The organism is Paenibacillus taichungensis, assembly GCF_003287275.1.
Classification (GTDB): domain Bacteria; phylum Bacillota; class Bacilli; order Paenibacillales; family Paenibacillaceae; genus Paenibacillus; species Paenibacillus taichungensis_A.
Window position 1 is genome coordinate 46665 of sequence record NZ_QEVW01000015.1, and the last position, 19083, is coordinate 65747.

Annotated in this window: 21 protein-coding genes and 1 riboswitch; of the genes, 7 read left to right on the forward strand and 14 right to left on the reverse strand. The window is 48.3% G+C overall.

Annotated features, from left to right (window positions below):
- Nucleotides 1–79 precede the first annotated feature (79 nt).
- A complete protein-coding gene (locus DC345_RS22550; RefSeq protein ID WP_113055043.1) occupies nt 80–412 on the forward strand; it encodes a hypothetical protein in 333 nt (110 codons plus the stop codon).
- Nucleotides 413–518: 106 nt separating this feature from the next.
- On the opposite strand, the gene DC345_RS22555 is transcribed toward DC345_RS22550, so the two are convergent.
- From DC345_RS22555 to coxB, 7 genes are all read right to left on the reverse strand, one after another.
- Nucleotides 519–890, reverse strand: coding sequence for a hypothetical protein (locus tag DC345_RS22555; RefSeq protein WP_113055044.1), 372 nt, complete (start codon nt 888–890; stop codon nt 519–521).
- A 111-nt stretch (nt 891–1001) separates the two neighbouring features.
- The gene (locus DC345_RS22560) at nt 1002–1466 is read right to left on the reverse strand and encodes a DUF420 domain-containing protein (RefSeq protein ID WP_113055045.1); all 465 of its coding nucleotides are present in this window, start codon (nt 1464–1466) and stop codon (nt 1002–1004) included.
- 37 nt (nt 1467–1503) lie between these two features.
- Complete coding sequence (ctaG, locus tag DC345_RS22565; protein WP_113055046.1) at nt 1504–2427, reverse strand: cytochrome c oxidase assembly factor CtaG; 924 nt, start codon at nt 2425–2427, stop codon at nt 1504–1506.
- A gap of 106 nt (nt 2428–2533) precedes the next feature.
- On the reverse strand, nt 2534–2854 hold the full coding sequence (locus tag DC345_RS22570; protein WP_076290536.1) for a cytochrome C oxidase subunit IV family protein: 321 nt from the start codon (nt 2852–2854) through the stop codon (nt 2534–2536).
- 3 nt (nt 2855–2857) lie between these two features.
- Nucleotides 2858–3484 carry a cytochrome (ubi)quinol oxidase subunit III gene (locus tag DC345_RS22575; protein ID WP_053779710.1) on the reverse strand — a complete coding sequence of 209 codons (627 nt, stop codon included), beginning with the start codon at nt 3482–3484 and terminating at the stop codon, nt 2858–2860.
- Nucleotides 3481–5331, reverse strand: coding sequence for a cytochrome c oxidase subunit I (gene ctaD, locus DC345_RS22580; protein WP_376040367.1), 1851 nt, complete (start codon nt 5329–5331; stop codon nt 3481–3483). Before ctaD ends, DC345_RS22575 begins: the two co-directional genes overlap by 4 nt.
- A gap of 71 nt (nt 5332–5402) precedes the next feature.
- Nucleotides 5403–6455, reverse strand: coding sequence for a cytochrome c oxidase subunit II (gene coxB, locus DC345_RS22585; RefSeq protein WP_076290539.1), 1053 nt, complete (start codon nt 6453–6455; stop codon nt 5403–5405).
- 346 nt (nt 6456–6801) lie between these two features.
- Here coxB and DC345_RS31825 point away from each other — a divergent pair, with 346 nt between their 5' ends.
- Nucleotides 6802–6981: a hypothetical protein gene (locus DC345_RS31825; RefSeq protein WP_181586695.1), complete on the forward strand. Its 180-nt coding sequence runs from the start codon at nt 6802–6804 to the stop codon at nt 6979–6981.
- A 54-nt stretch (nt 6982–7035) separates the two neighbouring features.
- On the opposite strand, the gene map is transcribed toward DC345_RS31825, so the two are convergent.
- Together map and DC345_RS22595 are read right to left on the reverse strand one after the other, a co-directional pair.
- Nucleotides 7036–7797: a type I methionyl aminopeptidase gene (gene map / locus DC345_RS22590; RefSeq protein WP_076290540.1), complete on the reverse strand. Its 762-nt coding sequence runs from the start codon at nt 7795–7797 to the stop codon at nt 7036–7038.
- Between the two features lie 233 nt (nt 7798–8030).
- Nucleotides 8031–8219, reverse strand: coding sequence for a hypothetical protein (locus tag DC345_RS22595; protein WP_017690840.1), 189 nt, complete (start codon nt 8217–8219; stop codon nt 8031–8033).
- 397 nt (nt 8220–8616) lie between these two features.
- On the opposite strand from DC345_RS22595, the gene DC345_RS22600 reads away from it, so the two are divergent.
- Both DC345_RS22600 and DC345_RS22605 read left to right on the forward strand, forming a co-directional pair.
- Nucleotides 8617–8898: a transposase gene (locus DC345_RS22600; protein ID WP_113055048.1), complete on the forward strand. Its 282-nt coding sequence runs from the start codon at nt 8617–8619 to the stop codon at nt 8896–8898.
- A 154-nt stretch (nt 8899–9052) separates the two neighbouring features.
- A complete protein-coding gene (locus DC345_RS22605) occupies nt 9053–9391 on the forward strand; it encodes a DUF4870 domain-containing protein (protein WP_099858792.1) in 339 nt (112 codons plus the stop codon).
- A 318-nt stretch (nt 9392–9709) separates the two neighbouring features.
- Here the strand turns inward: DC345_RS22605 and DC345_RS22610 are convergent, their stop codons facing one another.
- Together DC345_RS22610 and DC345_RS22615 are read right to left on the reverse strand one after the other, a co-directional pair.
- Nucleotides 9710–11071, reverse strand: coding sequence for a nucleobase:cation symporter-2 family protein (locus DC345_RS22610; protein WP_113055049.1), 1362 nt, complete (start codon nt 11069–11071; stop codon nt 9710–9712).
- 1 nt (nt 11072) lies between these two features.
- On the reverse strand, nt 11073–11660 hold the full coding sequence (locus DC345_RS22615) for a xanthine phosphoribosyltransferase (protein ID WP_063567892.1): 588 nt from the start codon (nt 11658–11660) through the stop codon (nt 11073–11075).
- A gap of 300 nt (nt 11661–11960) precedes the next feature.
- Nucleotides 11961–12060: riboswitch (purine riboswitch) on the reverse strand.
- 270 nt (nt 12061–12330) lie between these two features.
- On the opposite strand from DC345_RS22615, the gene mscL reads away from it, so the two are divergent.
- Nucleotides 12331–12825 carry a large conductance mechanosensitive channel protein MscL gene (gene mscL, locus DC345_RS22620; protein ID WP_113055050.1) on the forward strand — a complete coding sequence of 165 codons (495 nt, stop codon included), beginning with the start codon at nt 12331–12333 and terminating at the stop codon, nt 12823–12825.
- A 286-nt stretch (nt 12826–13111) separates the two neighbouring features.
- Here the strand turns inward: mscL and DC345_RS22625 are convergent, their stop codons facing one another.
- On the reverse strand, nt 13112–13414 hold the full coding sequence (locus DC345_RS22625) for a hypothetical protein (protein WP_076290555.1): 303 nt from the start codon (nt 13412–13414) through the stop codon (nt 13112–13114).
- Between the two features lie 79 nt (nt 13415–13493).
- On the opposite strand from DC345_RS22625, the gene DC345_RS22630 reads away from it, so the two are divergent.
- The gene (locus DC345_RS22630; RefSeq protein WP_113055051.1) at nt 13494–14189 is read left to right on the forward strand and encodes an NUDIX hydrolase; all 696 of its coding nucleotides are present in this window, start codon (nt 13494–13496) and stop codon (nt 14187–14189) included.
- A 180-nt stretch (nt 14190–14369) separates the two neighbouring features.
- Here the strand turns inward: DC345_RS22630 and DC345_RS22635 are convergent, their stop codons facing one another.
- Both DC345_RS22635 and DC345_RS22640 read right to left on the reverse strand, forming a co-directional pair.
- A complete protein-coding gene (locus tag DC345_RS22635) occupies nt 14370–15161 on the reverse strand; it encodes a TrmB family transcriptional regulator (RefSeq protein WP_113055052.1) in 792 nt (263 codons plus the stop codon).
- A 68-nt stretch (nt 15162–15229) separates the two neighbouring features.
- Nucleotides 15230–16021, reverse strand: coding sequence for a zinc ribbon domain-containing protein (locus DC345_RS22640; protein WP_113055053.1), 792 nt, complete (start codon nt 16019–16021; stop codon nt 15230–15232).
- A gap of 348 nt (nt 16022–16369) precedes the next feature.
- On the opposite strand from DC345_RS22640, the gene DC345_RS22645 reads away from it, so the two are divergent.
- Nucleotides 16370–19027, forward strand: a complete 2658-nt coding sequence (locus DC345_RS22645) for a UvrD-helicase domain-containing protein (protein ID WP_113055054.1) — start codon at nt 16370–16372, stop codon at nt 19025–19027.
- Nucleotides 19028–19083 lie beyond the last annotated feature (56 nt).

Genomic DNA, 19083 nt, shown 5'->3' on the forward strand with positions numbered 1-19083 from the left:
CATACAATGATTCATTGTAAAATCATTCGTTCAACTTATAGAGATACTGCTGAGATACATAGAAAGGATTGATTTACCTATGGATTGGCTAGTTGAGATCGGGTTTGTGCTCCTCTTCCTTATCGTGGTCATCTGGCTCATTGTTCGCGACGAACCCAAACGGCATTCTGCCAAAAAAGGCAGACATCGTGTGCGGCGTAACAACGGTTACACCGACTCATCTCCGGCGTACCCGGTCATTACCACCAATGATGACTCCTACACTCATCATTCCAAACACACACACGATCACAAGCATCATGATGGTGATTCTTTTTCGGAATCTAATCATCATCACAGCAACGATAGCGGAAGCAGCAACGATAGTGGTGGAGATAGTGGTGGTGGTGACAGCGGCGGCGGTGGAGATTAAGATAACTCCTCAAACAAAAAAAGAGCTGTATCCGATATTGTGCGAACACAATTCGGAACAGCTCTTTCCTGTTTCCCGGCACCTGAATACAGAAGAGGTTTAATCCTTAAACGAGGTTGTAGCCACTTGGCAGGCTGCGATTACTGCGAATCGCACGAATTTCGGCCAAAGTAAGCCGCTGATTGGTGGAAATCAAAGATTCCACATCATTGCCACGAATCAGATCATCCAAATCTCTCAAGTTGGTGTTCCCACGAAAGACGCGGAATCCGCCTTGAAAGTTAGGTCTCGTAAACACAACCAGCGTTGCATTCGAACTTGTCGAGAAGAAACGCAGGCTCTCTACCCCACCCAGAATGTTGTCCAGATTACGGAGACCCGTGTTACCACGGTAGATCCGGCTTCTACCAACGAAGTTTTCTTCTGAATACACTGTGAGACGTGGATACGTTTGACTGACATGGACTGTTTTTTTCATTTGTTTTCCCCCTCTCGATCTCATTCTATGATTGAATGCGAGAGGAAGCTTGGATGAATCCACGGGTGGATTCATCCATTTTCATATTTTCAAAGAATTCAATTCATCGCATTAAACACCCAGGATGACTTCCCATACCGGGCGTGTGTGTCCACCAGGATACAGCAGATACAACAGAACGTATACAATTACGCCTGTGATAGCACTGCTAAACCAGATCATGGACGTAAATCTCCCCCAGCGGCGATGCGTCTTGAATTTCTTTTTGAACCCAAGTACCAAAGTGGAAATGCCAAAGACTGCTGCCACCGTGGCGAGGATAATATGAAAAATCAGAAATATTCGATAGAAGATCTCCATCTCCGGGTCCCCACCCCAAGCGGTATTCCCGACAAAGATGGTACGAGACATATAAATGACAAAGAACAGAAGGGCAGCAATGGCCCCTGCAATCATCGCGGTTTGGTGCGCCTCCCGTTTGCCACGGATAATTAGCAACCAGCCAATTCCAACCAGCACCGCGCTAATCACAATGAAAGAAGTACTGATCGTGGGTAGCAGAAAATACATATCCATCGTGTGTTTCCCCCTCTTGTCCAAACAAAAACTTGTGTTATTTCGCTGCAGGATTAAGCGGTCCTCCCGTATTCTCTACAGGGTATGGATCATCATCATCTTCCCGTTTCTCCTTGCGGTACCATTGGAAAAAGACATACGCCAGCATGGAAACGAAGATGCCTTCCTGTATGAATTTCATCAAAATACCGCCAACCTGCTGATCCTCCTTGGCAGAGGATAGGAAGTTGAAGAACGCCGGTCCACCGAACGATCGCAGCAATGCCGTGGAATCGCCAGATACACAATACCGCATTGCCTCAGCCCATACGGCAGGATTGCTGTAGGTTGCATACAACGGTTCGGAAGCAAAAATAATCAATCCACAAGCTGGTGTCAGAAGCACCATGTTCAGAAAAATAAATCCAATCTTGGACAATCCCGACGCTTGTCTACCTTCCGGCAACGGATTGAGCAACGTCCACCACATCAGCATGGAAGTAATGAAAAGTACAATGTAATACAAACGGTGAACCGTAAAATTTAACATTACGTAATCATGGACTACGGGCAAATGATATAACGAGAACAACCCGTTAAATAGCACAGCAGCCACGATTGGATGGGCCAAAAAAGATAACTGCCGTGTCGGCAGGCACCGGATGATCCCGCGCCATACCCAGAGGGGCAATCCCTTCATCAGTAACGGTGGAGCTACCAGATAGGACAGAGCCATACTCACCATATGGAAGCTGAACATTACATGACCCAGCAGATTGAATGGCCCCGCTTGTGCAAGATACAACACCGTAAGCCCTGTGATAAACATCATTTTCTGTGCAACCGTGGCCTGATCTGCCCCCTTGATCCGCTCACTGAAAGGACCAACGAGCACCAGATAAGCTGCGGCAATGAGCAGAAACAACGCCAGAATAAGTGGACTCCATAAATCGTTGAAACTAAAATATTGCAACCCGAGCATACGGGAAACCTCCCCGTGACCTGATTTGGTTGTTGCCTGAATCCATTGACGGATTGGTTCGCCTAAAAGGGGAAAAGACGGCGACACTGCGCCGCCGCCATCTCTTTTACCACCAAACCCAATAGAGTGCCATAATAATGCACGTAAAAGCTACGAAAAATCCGAAACACATGAACAGGATCGGCATCAAATGCCCTTTATCCTTCAAGTGCATCCAGTAACCAAGCTGTACAAACACCTGCAGGATCGCCATAACCACCAATATAATAATGGTAAAGGTCGTATTCACTCCTCCCGCGGCAGCAGCCGCGAACGCAATTAGCGTCAGAACGATCGAGAAAATAAAAACAACGACGTGTTTCTGTGGCCCTTCCGCCCGGTGACGATGCTTCACAGGCTGCTGATCACTCTTATCCTGTACCGACATGTGTTACCCCACCTTTCCGAGCAGGTACACGACCGTAAAGATAAACACCCAGACCACGTCAATAAAGTGCCAGTACATTGCGGAGACGTATACTTTAGGTGCAGTTACGACCGTTAATCCTTTTCTGAACAGTTGCCCAATAATGAGCCCGATCCACATAATACCGAATGCAACGTGCGCTCCGTGGAACCCAACCAGCGTATAGAATGCTGAACTGAATGCACTTGTGGTCATGCCGAACTCTTTATGTTTCACATATTCATAGAACTCGTAGATTTCCAGACCGAGGAATCCGAGACCCAGTACAACGGTGATGCCAAGCCAGAGAGCAAGAGCATTGCGCTTGCCCTTATGCATAGCCTGGATGGCAAATACACTTGTCAAACTGCTGACCAAGAGAATAAATGTTGCGGCAGCCACGAGTGGCAGATGAAACAATTCATTCGCTGTCGGTCCATCATTCGTTTGGCCACGGAGGGCCAAAAAGGTTGCGAAGAGGGTTCCGAACAATACGGTCTCGCCGCCAAGGAACAACCAGAAGCCGACAAGCTTGTTGCGTCCTTCGAGCGTTGCTTTCTCCGGCTCATGCGGCAATTTGCCATTTACCGGTTCGGCATGTGAAGTTGTCATGTTCTAACCCCCTTCTCATCCTGATCCTCCGGTTCAATATGCCAGCCATGGTCATCGTAAAGTGACCGCAGTGCCATCGCACCAAATGTAATCAGAAGGCCAATAATGACCACAATATAATTGTTGAATAATCCGTTCATAAACGCATTGCCAAAATCATCTTTGCTGAACATGAGACCAAGTCCGGCAATGAATATACCGACAGACATAACAAACGGCAGTGGCGTCGCTGACGGCATATGGATCGAACCTACAGGTTCCGCCGGTGTCATCTCCGTATGTCCTGCCATCTTTTCTTTCCAATACGCATCGATTCCACGTACCAGAGGCGTCTGCTTAAAGTTGTATTCCGGCGGTGGAGATGGAATCGACCATTCCAACGTACGACCATCTTCCCACGGATCATTCGGTGCGTCCGCTGGTTTTCTCGTTGTGATCACGATGTTCACGAGGAACATGATAACCCCAACACCCATCAGGAATGCACCAACGGAGCTGACCAGGTTAAGCAGGTCAAAATCCTGATTCGGCAAGTATGTAACGATCCGGCGCTGCATCCCCATCAACCCAAGGAAATGCTGTACGAAGAACGTTAATTGGAAACCGATCATGAACGTCCAGAACGTCCATTTCCCAAGCGTTTCGCTCAGGACACGACCGAACATCTTCGGCCACCAGTAATGTAGTCCCGAGAATAAACCTAGCACCAATCCACCAACGATAACGTAATGGAAGTGAGCGACAACAAAATACGTATCATGGAACTGGAAATCCGCAGGCGCAGAGGCCAGCATGACACCAGTTACCCCACCCATAACGAAGGTTGGAACGAATCCAACAGCAAACAGGTTTGCTGCTGTAAAACGGATTTGTCCGCCCCACATCGTAAAGAGCCAGTTAAATATTTTGATCCCTGTTGGTACAGCAATCAGCATGGTTGAGATCGAGAACAATGCATTGGCGACTGTTCCCAGACCTGTCGTAAACATGTGATGCGCCCATACCATGAATCCTAAGAAGGCAATCAGGATGGTTGCAAACACCATGGAGCTGTAACCGAACAATCTTTTACGTGCAAAGGTTGGAATAACCTCCGAGATAATACCAAATGCCGGCAAAATGAGAATGTATACTTCAGGGTGCCCGAAGATCCAGAAGATATGCTGCCAGAGTACCGGGTTACCGCCACCTGCAACATCGAAGAAATTCGCTCCCAGTATACGGTCAAACGTTAACAGTACAAGTCCTACCGTAATGGCAGGGAATGCAAAAAGGATGATGGCTGATGTAATAAATGTGGTCCAGGTAAACATCGGCATCCGCATATAGGACATTCCCGGCGCACGCATCGTAATGATGGTCGCGAGAAAGTTAATACCCCCGATGAGTGTCCCTAGACCGGCGATCTGGAGACCTATCGTGTAGAAATCCACACCGTGCGTCCCACTGTACTCGCTGCCAGAGAGTGGCGTATACGAAGTCCAGCCTGCATCCGGTGCCCCTCCCATCACCCAACTCAGATTCAAGAGCAGTCCGCCAAACAGGAACGTCCAGAAACCAAGCGCGTTAACAAAAGGGAAAGCAACGTCCCGTGCCCCAATCTGCAAAGGCACAACGGCATTCATAACGGCAAAAATAATAGGCATGACACCAAGGAATATCATTGTTGTTCCGTGCATCGTAATCAATTCGTTGAAGACCTGCGCCGACACAAAATCATTCATCGGTTTCATGAGCTGAATCCGAATCAATATGGCTTCAATGCCGCCGATTCCAAAGAAAAATCCACCTGCAATTAAGTAGAGCACGGCAATTTTTTTGTGATCGACGGTGGTAATCCAATCCATCAAGCCCCTATACCGCTTGACGCTATGAGCATGAGCCAAGGTTGTGTACCCCCTTCTTCGTCCTTGCTGTTCTATTCATAGTCCAATTTGTAGTTGGCCAAATATTCGGCAATTCCGTCGATTTCTTCATCTGTGAGTCCAAGGTCTTTCGGATTGGGCATCGTATTGCCTGGCTTCACGGATTGTGGATCATGGAGCCATTCTTTCATGTTGTCCAGCACCGGATTACCGTCTTCCTGGCCTTCGCCCTGGTTCAGCAGAATACCTGCCACGGATTGCTTGCCACCGATACCTGTGAGGTTAGGCGCAACTGGCCCGCCCTGATCCCCAACTGCATGGCAAGAAAGGCAGTTCGTTTTGAACTTCTCAGCCAATTGGGTATCTTCCGGAAGTACTGCCGGAGCTTTCATTTCATTGACCCATTTGTCAAAGGATTCCTGACTGACCGCTTTTACCTTGAATTCCATGAAGGCATGTGATCTGCCGCATAATTCAGCACATTTCCCTCGGTAAACGCCTTCATTCGGCGCCGAGAAGCTGAACTTGTTAAGCGTTCCATCCGGGTTTGTGTCCATTTTACCCGCAAGTGACGGCACCCAGAAGGAGTGAAGCACGTCAGCGGTTTTCAATTCGAATGCGATTTTCTTTCCGGTCGGGATGATGAGATCTTGAGCGGTGGTTACGTCATATTGAGGATAAGTGAATTCCCACCAGTACTGATGCGAGGTGACTTTGACCTGAATTGCATTTTTGTCGTTGGACAGATCTTCGCCTTGGGCAAAAATCGTTTTTACCGTCGGTACTGCCAGAACGATAACAAGCAACAACGGAATGGCTGTCCATATTACTTCCAGCTTGAAATTACCTTCAACCTGTTCGGGCACTTCATTCTGCCCGGCTCGTCTGCGAAACCGGATCAACACATACGCAGCAATAGCAAATACAATGATGAGCACCACGATCATAATCGTAATGGACAGCTTCATCAGATCATATTGGCCTTGCGCCACAGGACCCTGAGGTTTCATTACCGACAAGTCTTCCCGCCCGCATGCGGATAGCAGCAAAGAGAACACCGCCAGCAAGGGGAGAATTCGCTTTGCAACCTGCCACTGTTTCATCATTGATCTACCCCACTTTTTTAACATTTTCGTAGATTGCCGTGGACGTCCGAAATAAACTCAATTTAACCCATTTCAGGACAATACACCGTAATCCTGTCCGACATACAGAATGCTTACAAAAATAACGCTTCCACCACTCCCGTCATTTCCTGCTAAGGGCATGTCTGCGCATTCTTCCAATTCATTCTATATGGTTCAATCACTTATTAAATATAAGTTGAGGGTATGATTTTGTCAATCTTTGGACACATGTTCACAAATTGTTCACTATATGTAAAAAACCGCACCACAACTTGATTTGTAACCGATTTCAGTTAAAAATATTACTCTCTACTTTTGAAAATTTTTGCCAAATTTCGGTGATGAAATTGATTTTTTTGCCGATATTTCTCACATTGAAAACATGCAGTATTATGCAAAAAAGAAAAGCATGCATCAGGTTGTCTCTCTTACAACTACTGGAAGCCGCAGTAAAGCCCCATACCGCTCCCTTTTAGAACCAAACGGCATGGAGCCTGACCTATGAACATCCCGGACACCATTAACGTACTATCTTACCAGCTTTCCATAGATACAGCGTTTAAGTACCGTCAGTTAGTATAAGAGGACCATCACTTGTTATGGCTATCGTATGCTCATACTGGACGCCCCAGCTTCCATCCACTGTTCTTACCGTCCAGCCATCCTCATCCCATACAACCGCTCCAGAGCTGCCTTTTGTAAATATGGGCTCAATGGTGATGACCATGCCTTCTGTCAGCATCATGCCAGTCCTGCGCTTCCCATAAGGGAGGACGTTTGGGGGTTCATGGATGTATTGACCAATCCCATGACCAATCAGAGGCTTCACAATCCCATAACGATACAGCCTTGCTGTCCGTTCAATCGCGTTACCGATGTCCCCCAGCGTATTTCCTGGCACAGCCTGTGCTATCGCCTTATGAAGCGCCCTTTCCGTTCGATTCATTAGTTTGCGTATGGACCTGCGTTGTTCACCGATCCCATACGTCCATGCAGAATCGGCAAGCCAGCCGTCTTTGTTCACCACCATATCAATAGTCACCACATCCCCTTCGGCCAGTTTCCGGTCATTAGGGAATCCGTGGCAAACCACCTCATTAACTGAAGCACATGTAGCATAAGGATAACCTTTGTACCCTTTTTGCTCAGGTGTAGCTCCTCTTTCAGCCAGAAAAGCCTCCACCCGTTCGTCAATATCTCCTGTCGTTACACCGGGGGCCAGCCACTTTTCAATATGCTCATGACAGCTTCGCAGAATTCGCCCCGCTTCCCGCATGTAGCCAATCTCTTCTTTTGTTTTCAAAATAGGGTCCACTTGCATTCATCCTTCCTGCCATATCTGTACTTCCATGTATATGCAGTAGGAACGAAACAAAGCCCCCAAAAAGTGTAGATAAAGGTTACAGCCTTATTGTGCTTACTTTAGATGAACGATGTAAGCATTGGAAATATATACACATCATTTTCTACACAAAAAAAACCGTCTGCCGGAGCGTGATGCCCGGGAGACGGTTCTATTCATATCGGAACAGTATAATCAGAGTTGTGTGTGTTTCAGGACACGGAAGAATCCATCTTGACAAGCTCGTGCTCAACCACAGAAGTCAATTCTTCCTCGTATCCACCCGTAATCCGGTATTTTCTCACGTACTCCTTCACGAATTTTTTTGGATCTTTAGGACGGAAAATCCGAGTCATTTCCCTCAAACTTTCTTTGACCTCATTGTGACCTTTCGTTGCCATTGTAATTCCCTCCCAAAACGTTGAAAGTGAATGCTCCGTTTAGAGAATGCCGAATAAGTCTTAAATGCCATCCATGAAGTTGTGTGCGCGGCTCAAAGCAAGCTTTAGGTCGGGAACCCTTGCTTAAGCAAGTACCTGACACTATAAATACCCGATATGATTCGGAATGAATCATAATCTTATTGTAGCATATTCGGAAGTATCTTACGACTTGACGATTTTACCTAATATTTATAACGGTTTTTATGCCCAAAAAGTTTAATTCCGAATCATATGTTATAAATACGTTGCTTCTATACGGAATTAATATATCCAGCATAACACTGTACTATTCGGGGGATATTATCACGGACAACCCATACAGTTAAATTACTGGGATCTAAGGAGGCGTTGTTTCATGGCTGAGAAAGATAAAGAAATGCTGCCCCTTTCACATGAAAAGGTGGAAGTGGACGGAATATACACCAATGAGGCTGGACAAGAAGAACATCTGCATCGGGGACAACACTTCCCTGCCGATCCCGTTCTAGGCAAGACAGAATGGGAACTGACAGAATTCGCCTTTGACAACCATCACGAAGGTCGTACTGACGAGCGTTTGGTTCCTAAAGAGAATGACACCGATAAAATTGGCAAGACCACACATCCACGCAGACACTTTCAGCGTGGCGACCGTTAAGTTATATTAATGATGCATGAAAAGGGGCATGTTCCAAAGCAGCAAAAGGAACATGTCCCTTTTCATCCAGCAAAGATACATTTCGTCCCATCTGGTTCAGTTCTGTCCACCTTCCTCATAACCTAGTTAAAAAGGACAAAGGAGGCTGGACCGAATGTCCCCCATGAAATCATCAAGCGGTCTGGATGAAAATATTGCCGGCATGCTCTGTTATCTGTTCACTTTTGTAGGCGGAATCATCTTTCTGGCTGTAGAAAAACGCAGCCGATTCGTTCTGTTTCATGCACTTCAATCCGTCACGGTATTTGGCCTCATTATGGTCGGTCATGTGTTGTGTGCATTTCTCCCACTGTTTGGGCCACTGCTGGCATCGCTATTGTCCCTGCTTGGTGTGGTGGTCTGGCTTCTCATGGTGGTGACCAGTCTGCAAGGCAAATGGCTTAAGCTGCCGTGGGTCGGAGACTTTGCAGAGAAACAGATGCGGCATCTGTAAGATGTAACGTGTCTATAGGCTTCCTCCCAAAGTAATTCATCCTGTGAGTCTACATAATAATCCATCTTGTTTTCGGCAAAAAAAAGAAAAAACACCGGATCTCCTGCTCTCTAACGAGCAAGGTCTCCGGTGTTTCATTTATTTCATTTATTATGTCTTCAATAACGATTCACTGGATAGATGATTCATCCCCTGAATAGTTCAGGCTGTTTAACTTTTTTATTCACAACATTTATTATTCAATCCATGAGGAATTTAAAGTTAACATAATATACATGTTGAAGGTGTCGGGTAATAACAACGACGATGTAGTACTTTTTACGCCGACTTGCCGTTATCTCCAAGGATCACATCCGCTTGACGTTCAGCCATTTTGTCAGCCGTTGCTTGAGTACCCAGACCATTAAACAGCAAATTCATGAAAATGGCCGTAAAACTACCTGCAATGATTCCATTACCGAGCATAATCTGTGCCCAGTCCGGCGCACCTGCGAACAATTGAGGCACAACCGTTACACCCAGCCCCATGCCTACAGAGCAGGCGATGATGAACAGGTTCTCATGACGGTTCAGATCAACCTGGCTGCCCAGAATACGAATACCAGACGATACCACCATACCGAACAAAGCAACCATGGCCCCGCCAAGAACAGAACCTGGAACAAGCTGTGCCAATGCAGCAATCTTCGGTACAAAGCCGATGACCACCAGCAGTCCACCCGCTACAACGATAACATCGCGCGTTTTGACACGAGTCATCTGCACAAGCCCCACATTTTGTGAATAGGTCGTGTAAGGGAATGAGTTGAAAATACCACCCAGCACAATGGCCAAGCCTTCTGCACGATAGCCACGGGCCAGATCTTTGGAGGACAGATCTTTATCCAAAATTTTGCCAAGAGCCATAAATACACCCGTGGATTCAGCCACGCTGACAATCGCCACCAGAATCATAGTCAGAATCGGCACAATCTCAAACGTCGGCGTACCAAAGTAGAACGGCTGCACGACATGGAACCAGCTTGCTTCGCGAATGGGCGCAAAGTTCACTTCACCCATAAGCCCTGCTGCCACTGTGCCCACGAGAAGGCCGATCAGCACAGAAATAGAACGAACGAATCCTGTCGTGAAGCGTGTCATCAGAATGATGAACACCAATACGCCGAAGCCGAGCAGAAGATGAACACCACTGCCAAAATCCTCTGCACCCTGACCGCCGCCGAGATCGTTGAACGCAACCGGAATCAGGGTCAGACCAATAATGGTTACTACTGATCCGGTGACGACTGGTGGAAAGAGCCGAATCAATTTGCCAAAAATGCCCGAGAACAATACAACGAATATCCCTGACGCAATAATCGCACCATAAATAGCAGACACGCCGCTCTTCATCCCAATTAAAATCATCGGTGATACCGCCTGGAATGCACAGCCGAGCATGACGGGCAGCCCCACTCCGAAGAAACGATTGCCCCATACCTGAAGCAATGTTGCTACACCACAGGCGAGCAGGTCAATTGCGATCAGATAGGTTAACTGCTCCGTTGTAAAACCAAGGGCCTTGCTGACAATAATCGGTACAACGACAGCTCCTGCATACATCGCCAGCACGTGCTGGAGACCTAGCGAGAACGTTTTGATGGGATGCCGATGCCGCTGAAAAATACGTTCGCGTGCCATATTAGATCGTGACCTCCTCGTCCGCAAACGTAACTTTTCCGTCTGATAACGCCCCGATGCGAACCAGCGATTCCACCCGGTATCCTGCTTCTTTCAGCAAGCGGCCTCCTGGTTGGAACGCCTTTTCAATCACGATGCCAATACCCACTACTTCCGCGCCTACCTGCTCTACAATGCGGGCCAGACCAAATGCCGCCTCGCCATTGGCTAGAAAGTCATCAATAATCAGTACACGGTCACCAGGCTGCATGAACTTCTTCGCAACTGTAATTTCATTGGTCTCCTGCTTGGTAAAGGAGTACACCTTCTCCACCAAAATATCTTCCGTGAGCGTAAGTGACTTCTGCTTCCGTGCAAAAATAAGCGGAACGTTGAGTTCCAGCGCAGTCATGATGCCTGGTGCGATCCCTGAGGATTCAATCGTCAGTACACGCGTGATGTTCTCCCCTTCAAAACGGCGGATGAACTCCTTGCCGACTTCCTTCATCAGAACCGGGTCCATCTGGTGGTTCAGGAATGAATCCACTTTGAGTACCTGCTCGGACAGGACAATGCCTTCCTGTATTACCTTGTCTTTTAACAATTGCATCGTAATTCTTCCCCCTGTGCGCCATCCCGTACAGAAGCCTGCATGACCTCGATCTCCTCAGTAAAAAAACAAAAAGCCCGCCTTTTTACACGCTGCGGAAGAACCGGAGACGGGAAAAGACGGACTTGTACATATGTGGACAAGCCGCATGGATACTGCAAGTATAATGTAGTGGAAAAGCATGATAACAGGATAACTAGAGCAAACCTCAAACTCCCTATTCAAGAAGGGATATGAAGCTACCTGAACATCCTTTTTCAGACACACTGCCCGATAATCATCTCTCTCCATACCTTAACAACGTTGCAGGATCTTTCCCGTAGTCCGATCATTCCGGTGATCGGGTAGAAACATGCAGGCCTATTCCTGCACATATACGAGTCGGCATATTAAATTTTTAGAGCTCCATGATTCGTTACAATGTATGATCGCGAACCTGAATGTAATAGTGTAGACGGAACTGATAATGTTAGAAGTATACCGAATCGGCGGCGTGAAATAAAGAAGTATTTTCATGGAAGTTGCGGAAACTTGTCTTAATTTGCATTAAAGGGATGATTGCTGCGGTATTTTTATGTACAATATGAGAACGGAAGCGCGTGTCCGAACGGAGAATCGATGGAAACGCCGCCTGTATTATGAATATATTTGGTAAAGGAGATTTGCAGACATGAAAGGCGTACTAAAGGAATTTAAAGAATTTGCTGTACGTGGCAACGTCATTGATCTGGCGGTCGGTGTTATTATCGGGGCTGCTTTTGGTAAAATTGTCACGTCCCTCGTGAATGATATTATCATGCCACCGGTAGGTAAACTGCTTGGAGGCATTGATTTCAGTCAGAAGATCATTAATTTGGATCGGGATATGAAAACAGCCAGTGGACAGGAGATCACAACTCTTGCTCAAGCCAATGAGGCTGGCGCTACGGTGATTGCCTATGGGCAGTTTATCAACGTGATGATTGATTTTCTCATCGTCGCTTTCTGTATTTTCATGTTGGTGAAAGGTATCAATTACATCAAAAGCAAAGAACACAAAAAGCCCGAGCCGCAAAAAACGACCAAGGCTTGCAAATACTGTCTGTCCGAAATTCCGGCTGCAGCTACTCGCTGTTCGCACTGTACTTCACAGCTGGAAGCAGAAGGTAGCGGAGCAACAGCTTAATCGATTCCATGCTTCAAGTTCATCATAATTTAAAGTGTACCCAAACTCTGTATAGAGAACAGTAGCGGATAATTGTGAATATATAAAGGTTTATGTAAAAGAACTCCTGCTCGATCTGTCCGTCATGCTTCTTCATCCGTGTTGTTGCAATCCCGCACGGGGCGGGTGGAATCAAATCGGCTCCCACATGAAAGGTCTCACCGTAAAGGTGGGGCCTTTCTTTATCTCACAAGCAGGGTATGTTGCTCTACTGTCATTGTTATCTTACGCTCACCATGCTTACAAACTAGAATCGACGCGGCAACAAGTGTTCCAAAATCGACTTCAAATCCCGATCTTCCTTATAAACCTCTTCCCCAGTATCGAGCTCTGTTACTCGGATATAATCAAAATTCATCGAGGCATCCACAGGTTTGAACAACAATTGGCTCTCGTCTTCCAAACGTACGTTGAATCCCATATCCTTAAACATCGTGGTTAGCTGGCTATTCGCCGGTTCCTGACCCTGTCCAACAAATATAAGACCTCTCAGACTTTTACGTTCCTGAGGTTGCGGATAAATGACCTGAAAGTGTACAATGCATTCCATAAGATGGTTCCCCTTTCGTTTAAAACATACTTTGTGAAATTTTGAACTTTAAAACTTGCTATATAAGGAGATACGTATCATGACCCCAGAACGTTTCGACATTTACGACGATCAGCAAAATTGGATAGGTACAGAGCTGCGCAGCGTGGTCCATGCCAAGGGATTCTGGCACTGTTCATTCCACTGCTGGATCGTGCGAGACGAAGGCTCACAGCGGTTGGTTCTATTTCAGCGAAGACGGGATATCAAGGATACCTTCCCCGGATGTTACGACATTACCGCAGCAGGACACCTCACAGCCGGCGAACAGTTGCATGAGGCCAGTCGTGAGCTCGAGGAAGAACTCGGCGTACAAGCGCCTTTTGAAACACTGACCTACCTGTTGAAGGCAAGACAGCAACTTGAAGGGCAGGTTCGTGGTGTACATTTTTTCGATCGGGAATTCAGCTCTGTTTTTGGACTGTGCTTGAACCAGCCTCTCGAAGCCTATACCTTGCAGGCAAGCGAAGTCGACAGCCTCTACGAAGTGCCTTTGGATGACCTGATTGCCTTGTTCCGTGGCGAAATCCATGTGATTCAAGCCGCAGGTGTGCAAGCCGCTCAGCCAGCGTCCGACCCAGCGGATCAGGCAAATAGTAATTCTGTTCCTCTTCCCGTTCAAACACGTCACATGCGCGAGATTAGAGCAGCCGAGTTCGTGCCACACGGTACGGAATATTATATTGATGTACTTGAAGCGTTAGTTCACTTGCCCAAAACTAACCAATTTGCCTAGGATAAAGTTACGTTCATAGCTTCATTTTCTCAAAAATAGCATGAATTCATACCCTATTACATTAGCTCAACAGGGAACATTTGCTGTGATGAACATCACTGCTTCTGTTAACTAACATGAAGAGGCGTCTGCCTCATGGCAACGCCTGCTTCCTTTAAGCATGTATTTTGGAGTTCATACTCACTCTGAAGGTACTGACCAATAACGTGCCGAGAGGTTTTGGTATCGAGGCCCGTACCGTGACTCCAGTTCCTCCCCCATGTCCTGCTCCAGTTCATACAACACCAATTCCTGAGCAAAATGATTCATCAGCAGTCCGGTCATGACCGGATGTTCTGTTACCATCGCTTGAGTGGCGCAAGATTCCCCGCGCATCCCTAACATGCACCAACGACGATCTACCACTAAAGAGAACTTTCGGCCATTACCTGCTCCGTATGAAGGCAAACCAGGCCAAGGAGCGGGCTGATCCAAAATCCCCTCTCCACCATCACATGACCATAACAGGCGCACGCCTCTGTCTTCAGCACGCTGCAAGTCGGCACGCAACAACTCCGCTTCCTCACGCCACACGTCCACCACAATCTCATGTTTGGCCTCAGCCAGTTCACGGCTTAGATTCTCAAATACATTTTTGTCGCCTTCAATGTTGTAAAAGACCGGCTTCTCCGGCTCATGCTGCGGCATGCTGCTCTGCACATATTCAAGAGATGCACGCATCTGACCGGAGATCATGCTTGTCATCTCCTCAGGCTTCAAGACACTGTATTTCGCAGGCTCGCCTGCGCTGCAACGCAGGAATCCCCGCTGTTCAAGCCGTTGCAGGGTTGCATATACATTGGAACGGGACACACCCAGCCTTTTTGCAACCTCATATCCCGAGGCCGAGCCTTGACGAGCGAGTTCCACCATAATTTTAGATTCCATCTCGGTAAACCCCAGATGACGCAAATGATGCAGCAGTTGGTCCATATTCCCGTCCCCCCATGCTGTAAGCAACCAGCGCTGCCACACAATGATACGGCAGCGCATCTACTGCATCAGATCTGTTCTGCTCCGCAGCGTGGGCACCATTTCGAACCCTTAGGCAGCTCTGCTGCACAAATCTGACAATTCACCATTTCGCGCGGCACTTCGGTCTGTACCTCCACTGTGTTCACGATCGGATTATTTTCTTTCCAGTACCGAATGCGCTCATCCAGCTCCTGCTGGCGCTCACGCTCCCGTTGCATTTCTTCATCCCGACGGCGTTCCCACTCGGCATCGAATGCTTCCTTCTCCTCTTGGGTAAACTCCGTACTGTTATACTCGGATTCGGTCTCCAGGTCCGCAATGGACGGAATTACTGTGTGATACGGCTCAGCTTCCTCCAGTTCCTCTTCAACTGGCGCATCATAGATTGGTCGCTCCGGGCTTTGGGCCACGGCTGCTTCCTGTCTCGCAGGGTTTGTCGCCCCTACAGATGCTGCTGCGGGTTTGAATTCACCAAGCTTGCGTCCGCATTTCGGACAGAAGTTGGCATCCAGTGAAGCGACGTGACCACACTCGCATAAGCGCTCATTTTTGAGTTGTGCAATCTTGTTGCGCAGTCCATCGATCTCATCCTGCAATTCATCGCACAGCCCCGATAGATCCACCATCTCTTTTTCGGCACGCGTCATGTCCTGTGCGCGATAACCTTCATAGAAGATACGACCCATATCTGTAAAATGGACTTCCTGTTCCTGCTGCAAGCCCACAATCTGATTATTTATTTTTCCGATTTCAACGGCGTGCTGGGCACGCTCTGTTGCTTTGTTTGCTCCGTTCTTAATCCGTTGAAGCAGTTTCATGACTTCTCCTCCTCTGTCCCGTCAGAAGTTGAATCTTTTGATTCAACACCCATTTGTTCCAAAACTCATTTTCATTTGATTTTTTTATAGTATATAACTTATACGATATCATGCCAAAAAGTTGCGAAATCTCGCGTGAATGCCCGTTTTCTGCCGATGCTGGATGAATTCGGGGGCTTTCGTCAGGACCATACGTTCGGGTATAATGAAGCTTTGGCCCTGCTGATCCGCCTAATTGGGCGGTTATCCCTATCATACCAATTTACAATGCGATTGTGAAAAGGGCAAATGAATTACTTTTAAGCCGGGATAGTCCTATCCCTGAATGCATATAGAGGTGGATGAATGATGTTAAGTCCGAACTCAACGTTTTACCCCCGTCCGCTTGGGGTTACCCCGGCAGCATCCCTGCCCCAGTCCCCTTCAGCTCCGCTGGAGACCAGTAGGCAACTCGTTGCCAGCGATGAACGGGATGCACCTTATTTTCGCGCTCTGGAAGAGGTGGGCATCCGTCTGAACGGACCCCAGATCTCAGCGGTCCGCCATGGCAAAGGCCCCCTGTTGACTCTCGCAGGAGCTGGCTGCGGCAAAACAACCGTACTGGCTGCACGAGCCGGCTACCTGATGGAGGTTAGTGGTGCTCACGCGGGAAGCATCCTGCTGGTGACGTTCACGAACAAAGCTGCCACGGAGATGAAGGACCGCATTGCATCGCTGCCTGGTATTCGTCCCGCAGCCGCACGAGCGGTGCAGGCCCGTACATTCCACTCGTTTGCGCTGACGCTGCTGCGTCATTACGGCGTGCAGGAGGAAATTTTTGGTGAGTCCCGTGCGCAGCATACGGTGCTTAAGATGCTTCTGCGTCAGAGTGGCATGAGTGAGGCTTTTCAGCCTGAGAGTCTGCTGGCTATGCTGTCCGCTTGGAAAATGCAAGGCTCAGAGACGAGCGATCTTCCCGAGAAATCACAGGAGGAACGGGATGCCAAACGTGTTCTCCTTGGTTATGAAGCCTGGAAACGGGATCGCAACAAAATGGATTTTGATGATATTTTGCTGCGAGCTGCCGCTCTGCTTCGTGATCCTGCTGTACTGGGGCCGCTTCAGCAGCGTTTTCAGTACATCATGGTCGATGAGTTCCAGGATACCAACAGTCTGCAATATGAAATTGTACAAAAACTGGCTGCCGCCCATCGCAACCTGATGGTTGTGGGAGACGATGACCAGACGATCTATACGTTTAATGGGGCACGGCAGGAATCCATTTTGGAATTCGATAAAGTTTACCCCGGTGCACGCATCGTGACGCTGGATATCAACTACCGCAGCGATGCGCGTATCCTGGGACTGGGCAGTGAATTGGTCGCCAGGAACAAGCGAAGACGTGACAAGCGGCTGCGCGCAGCCGGACATCGTGGAGATGCACCCCGGTTCGCAACCCCCTCCAATGCCGAGGAAGAAGCAGCTTGGGTTGTTAACCAGTTGTGTCAGCAAGTCGAGGAAGGTCTGCATACGTATCGGGATATCGCGATACTGCACCGGACTGCCAGCAGCAGTCGGGCAATATTTGAGCAGCTTGTGTTGAAAGATGTGCCGTTTGTACAACACGGCGCTTCTCCGGTCTTCTACGACCAGTCACTGATTCGACCGCTGATGGATCATATGCGCTTGTCCCTGAATCCACGTGCTGTAGATGCTCTGCCGAGTGCACTTGGGCCTCTCTATGTTTCCCGCGATGCAGGACTGGAGTGGATTCAACGCAGTGAAGAGCAGCAAGCGAAGAAATATCCGCTCATTCATCTCGCCAAATGGGACAAGCTAAAGCCTTTTCAACAGGAGCAGGTCAAGGAACGCATCAAGCTGATCAAATCACTGACAAAGCTGAAACCGGTGATCGCGATCCAGGAGATGCGCCGCCAGTTTTACGACAAGTATATGGAAAGCGGTGATCCCAGCATCTTTACCCATTATAAGGAAACGATGCTGGAGACACTGGACGAATTTGAAGCTGCGGCCAAAAAATTCGAGACCGTTGAAGAGTTCATCCAATTCGCCGATGAACTATCCCGCAGACACCGCGAGATGGAATCACTGCGCCGTTCACAGGACAGCGATGCAGTCCAACTAATGACGATTCACAGGGCCAAGGGACTTGAATTCCCATGTGTATACTGGATCGGGGCCAGCGAAGGAATCGTGCCTCACAGCACGGCACTGCGGCAGGATATCCCTGAAGACCAGAAGGCTGCTCTTACGGTGCAGCAGACTGATGCCGAACTCGACATGGCACTGGAAGAAGAGCGAAGACTCGCCTATGTCGCAATCACGCGGGCCAAACAGTATTTATACGTCACTTCTCCCGCCAGTCATCACGGAAAACCGGCGGACGTTTCCCGCTTTCTGCTGGAGGCCTTCGGCATGGAGGTACCGGACAAACGCAAAATACGCGAGGATGGCCCGACTGGCAATCACGCGTCATATGGCAGCGGTAGCAGCAACTGGAAGGGTAACGGGAACACGAATGGTAAAGCTAACGGCAATGAAAGTAGAAATGGAAATGTAGCATACGCCCGTTCAGGTTCGCGGCCGCAGGGACGGGATGCAGTGAGTCCAGTTCAGCGTGGTGCAGATCAGCGCAGCGCAATCCGTCAAAGTGATCGGCGTGATTTTGAAGTACTCGATGAACGAGACGAAGATCGTCTCGGTGAGCGGCGCGGCAGCGGGGTGATTCGCAATCACACGGCGTTCAGCACCACGGGTATAAGTCAGACCACTTCGTCCTCCAGCAGTTCGGGGTCCCATTCTTCGGGTGCAGAACGTACAGAGACCGTAGCGATCTGGAAGTGCAGTTCTTCCACCTGCAAAGCATGGCTGCGCCAGAAACCGGATAGTGCTTCTGCCAAGTCATCCAAAAAGGCGACCTCTGGTCCTCCACCCTGCCCGCTATGTTCAGGCACCATGGAGGCCAGCACCCGTAAGGTTCCCGTGACCGGGCGGTTCGGAAGATAAACGATTGCCATTCGTTTCAGGACGCTTCCTGCTGTTTATTAACAGTAGAAGCGTCT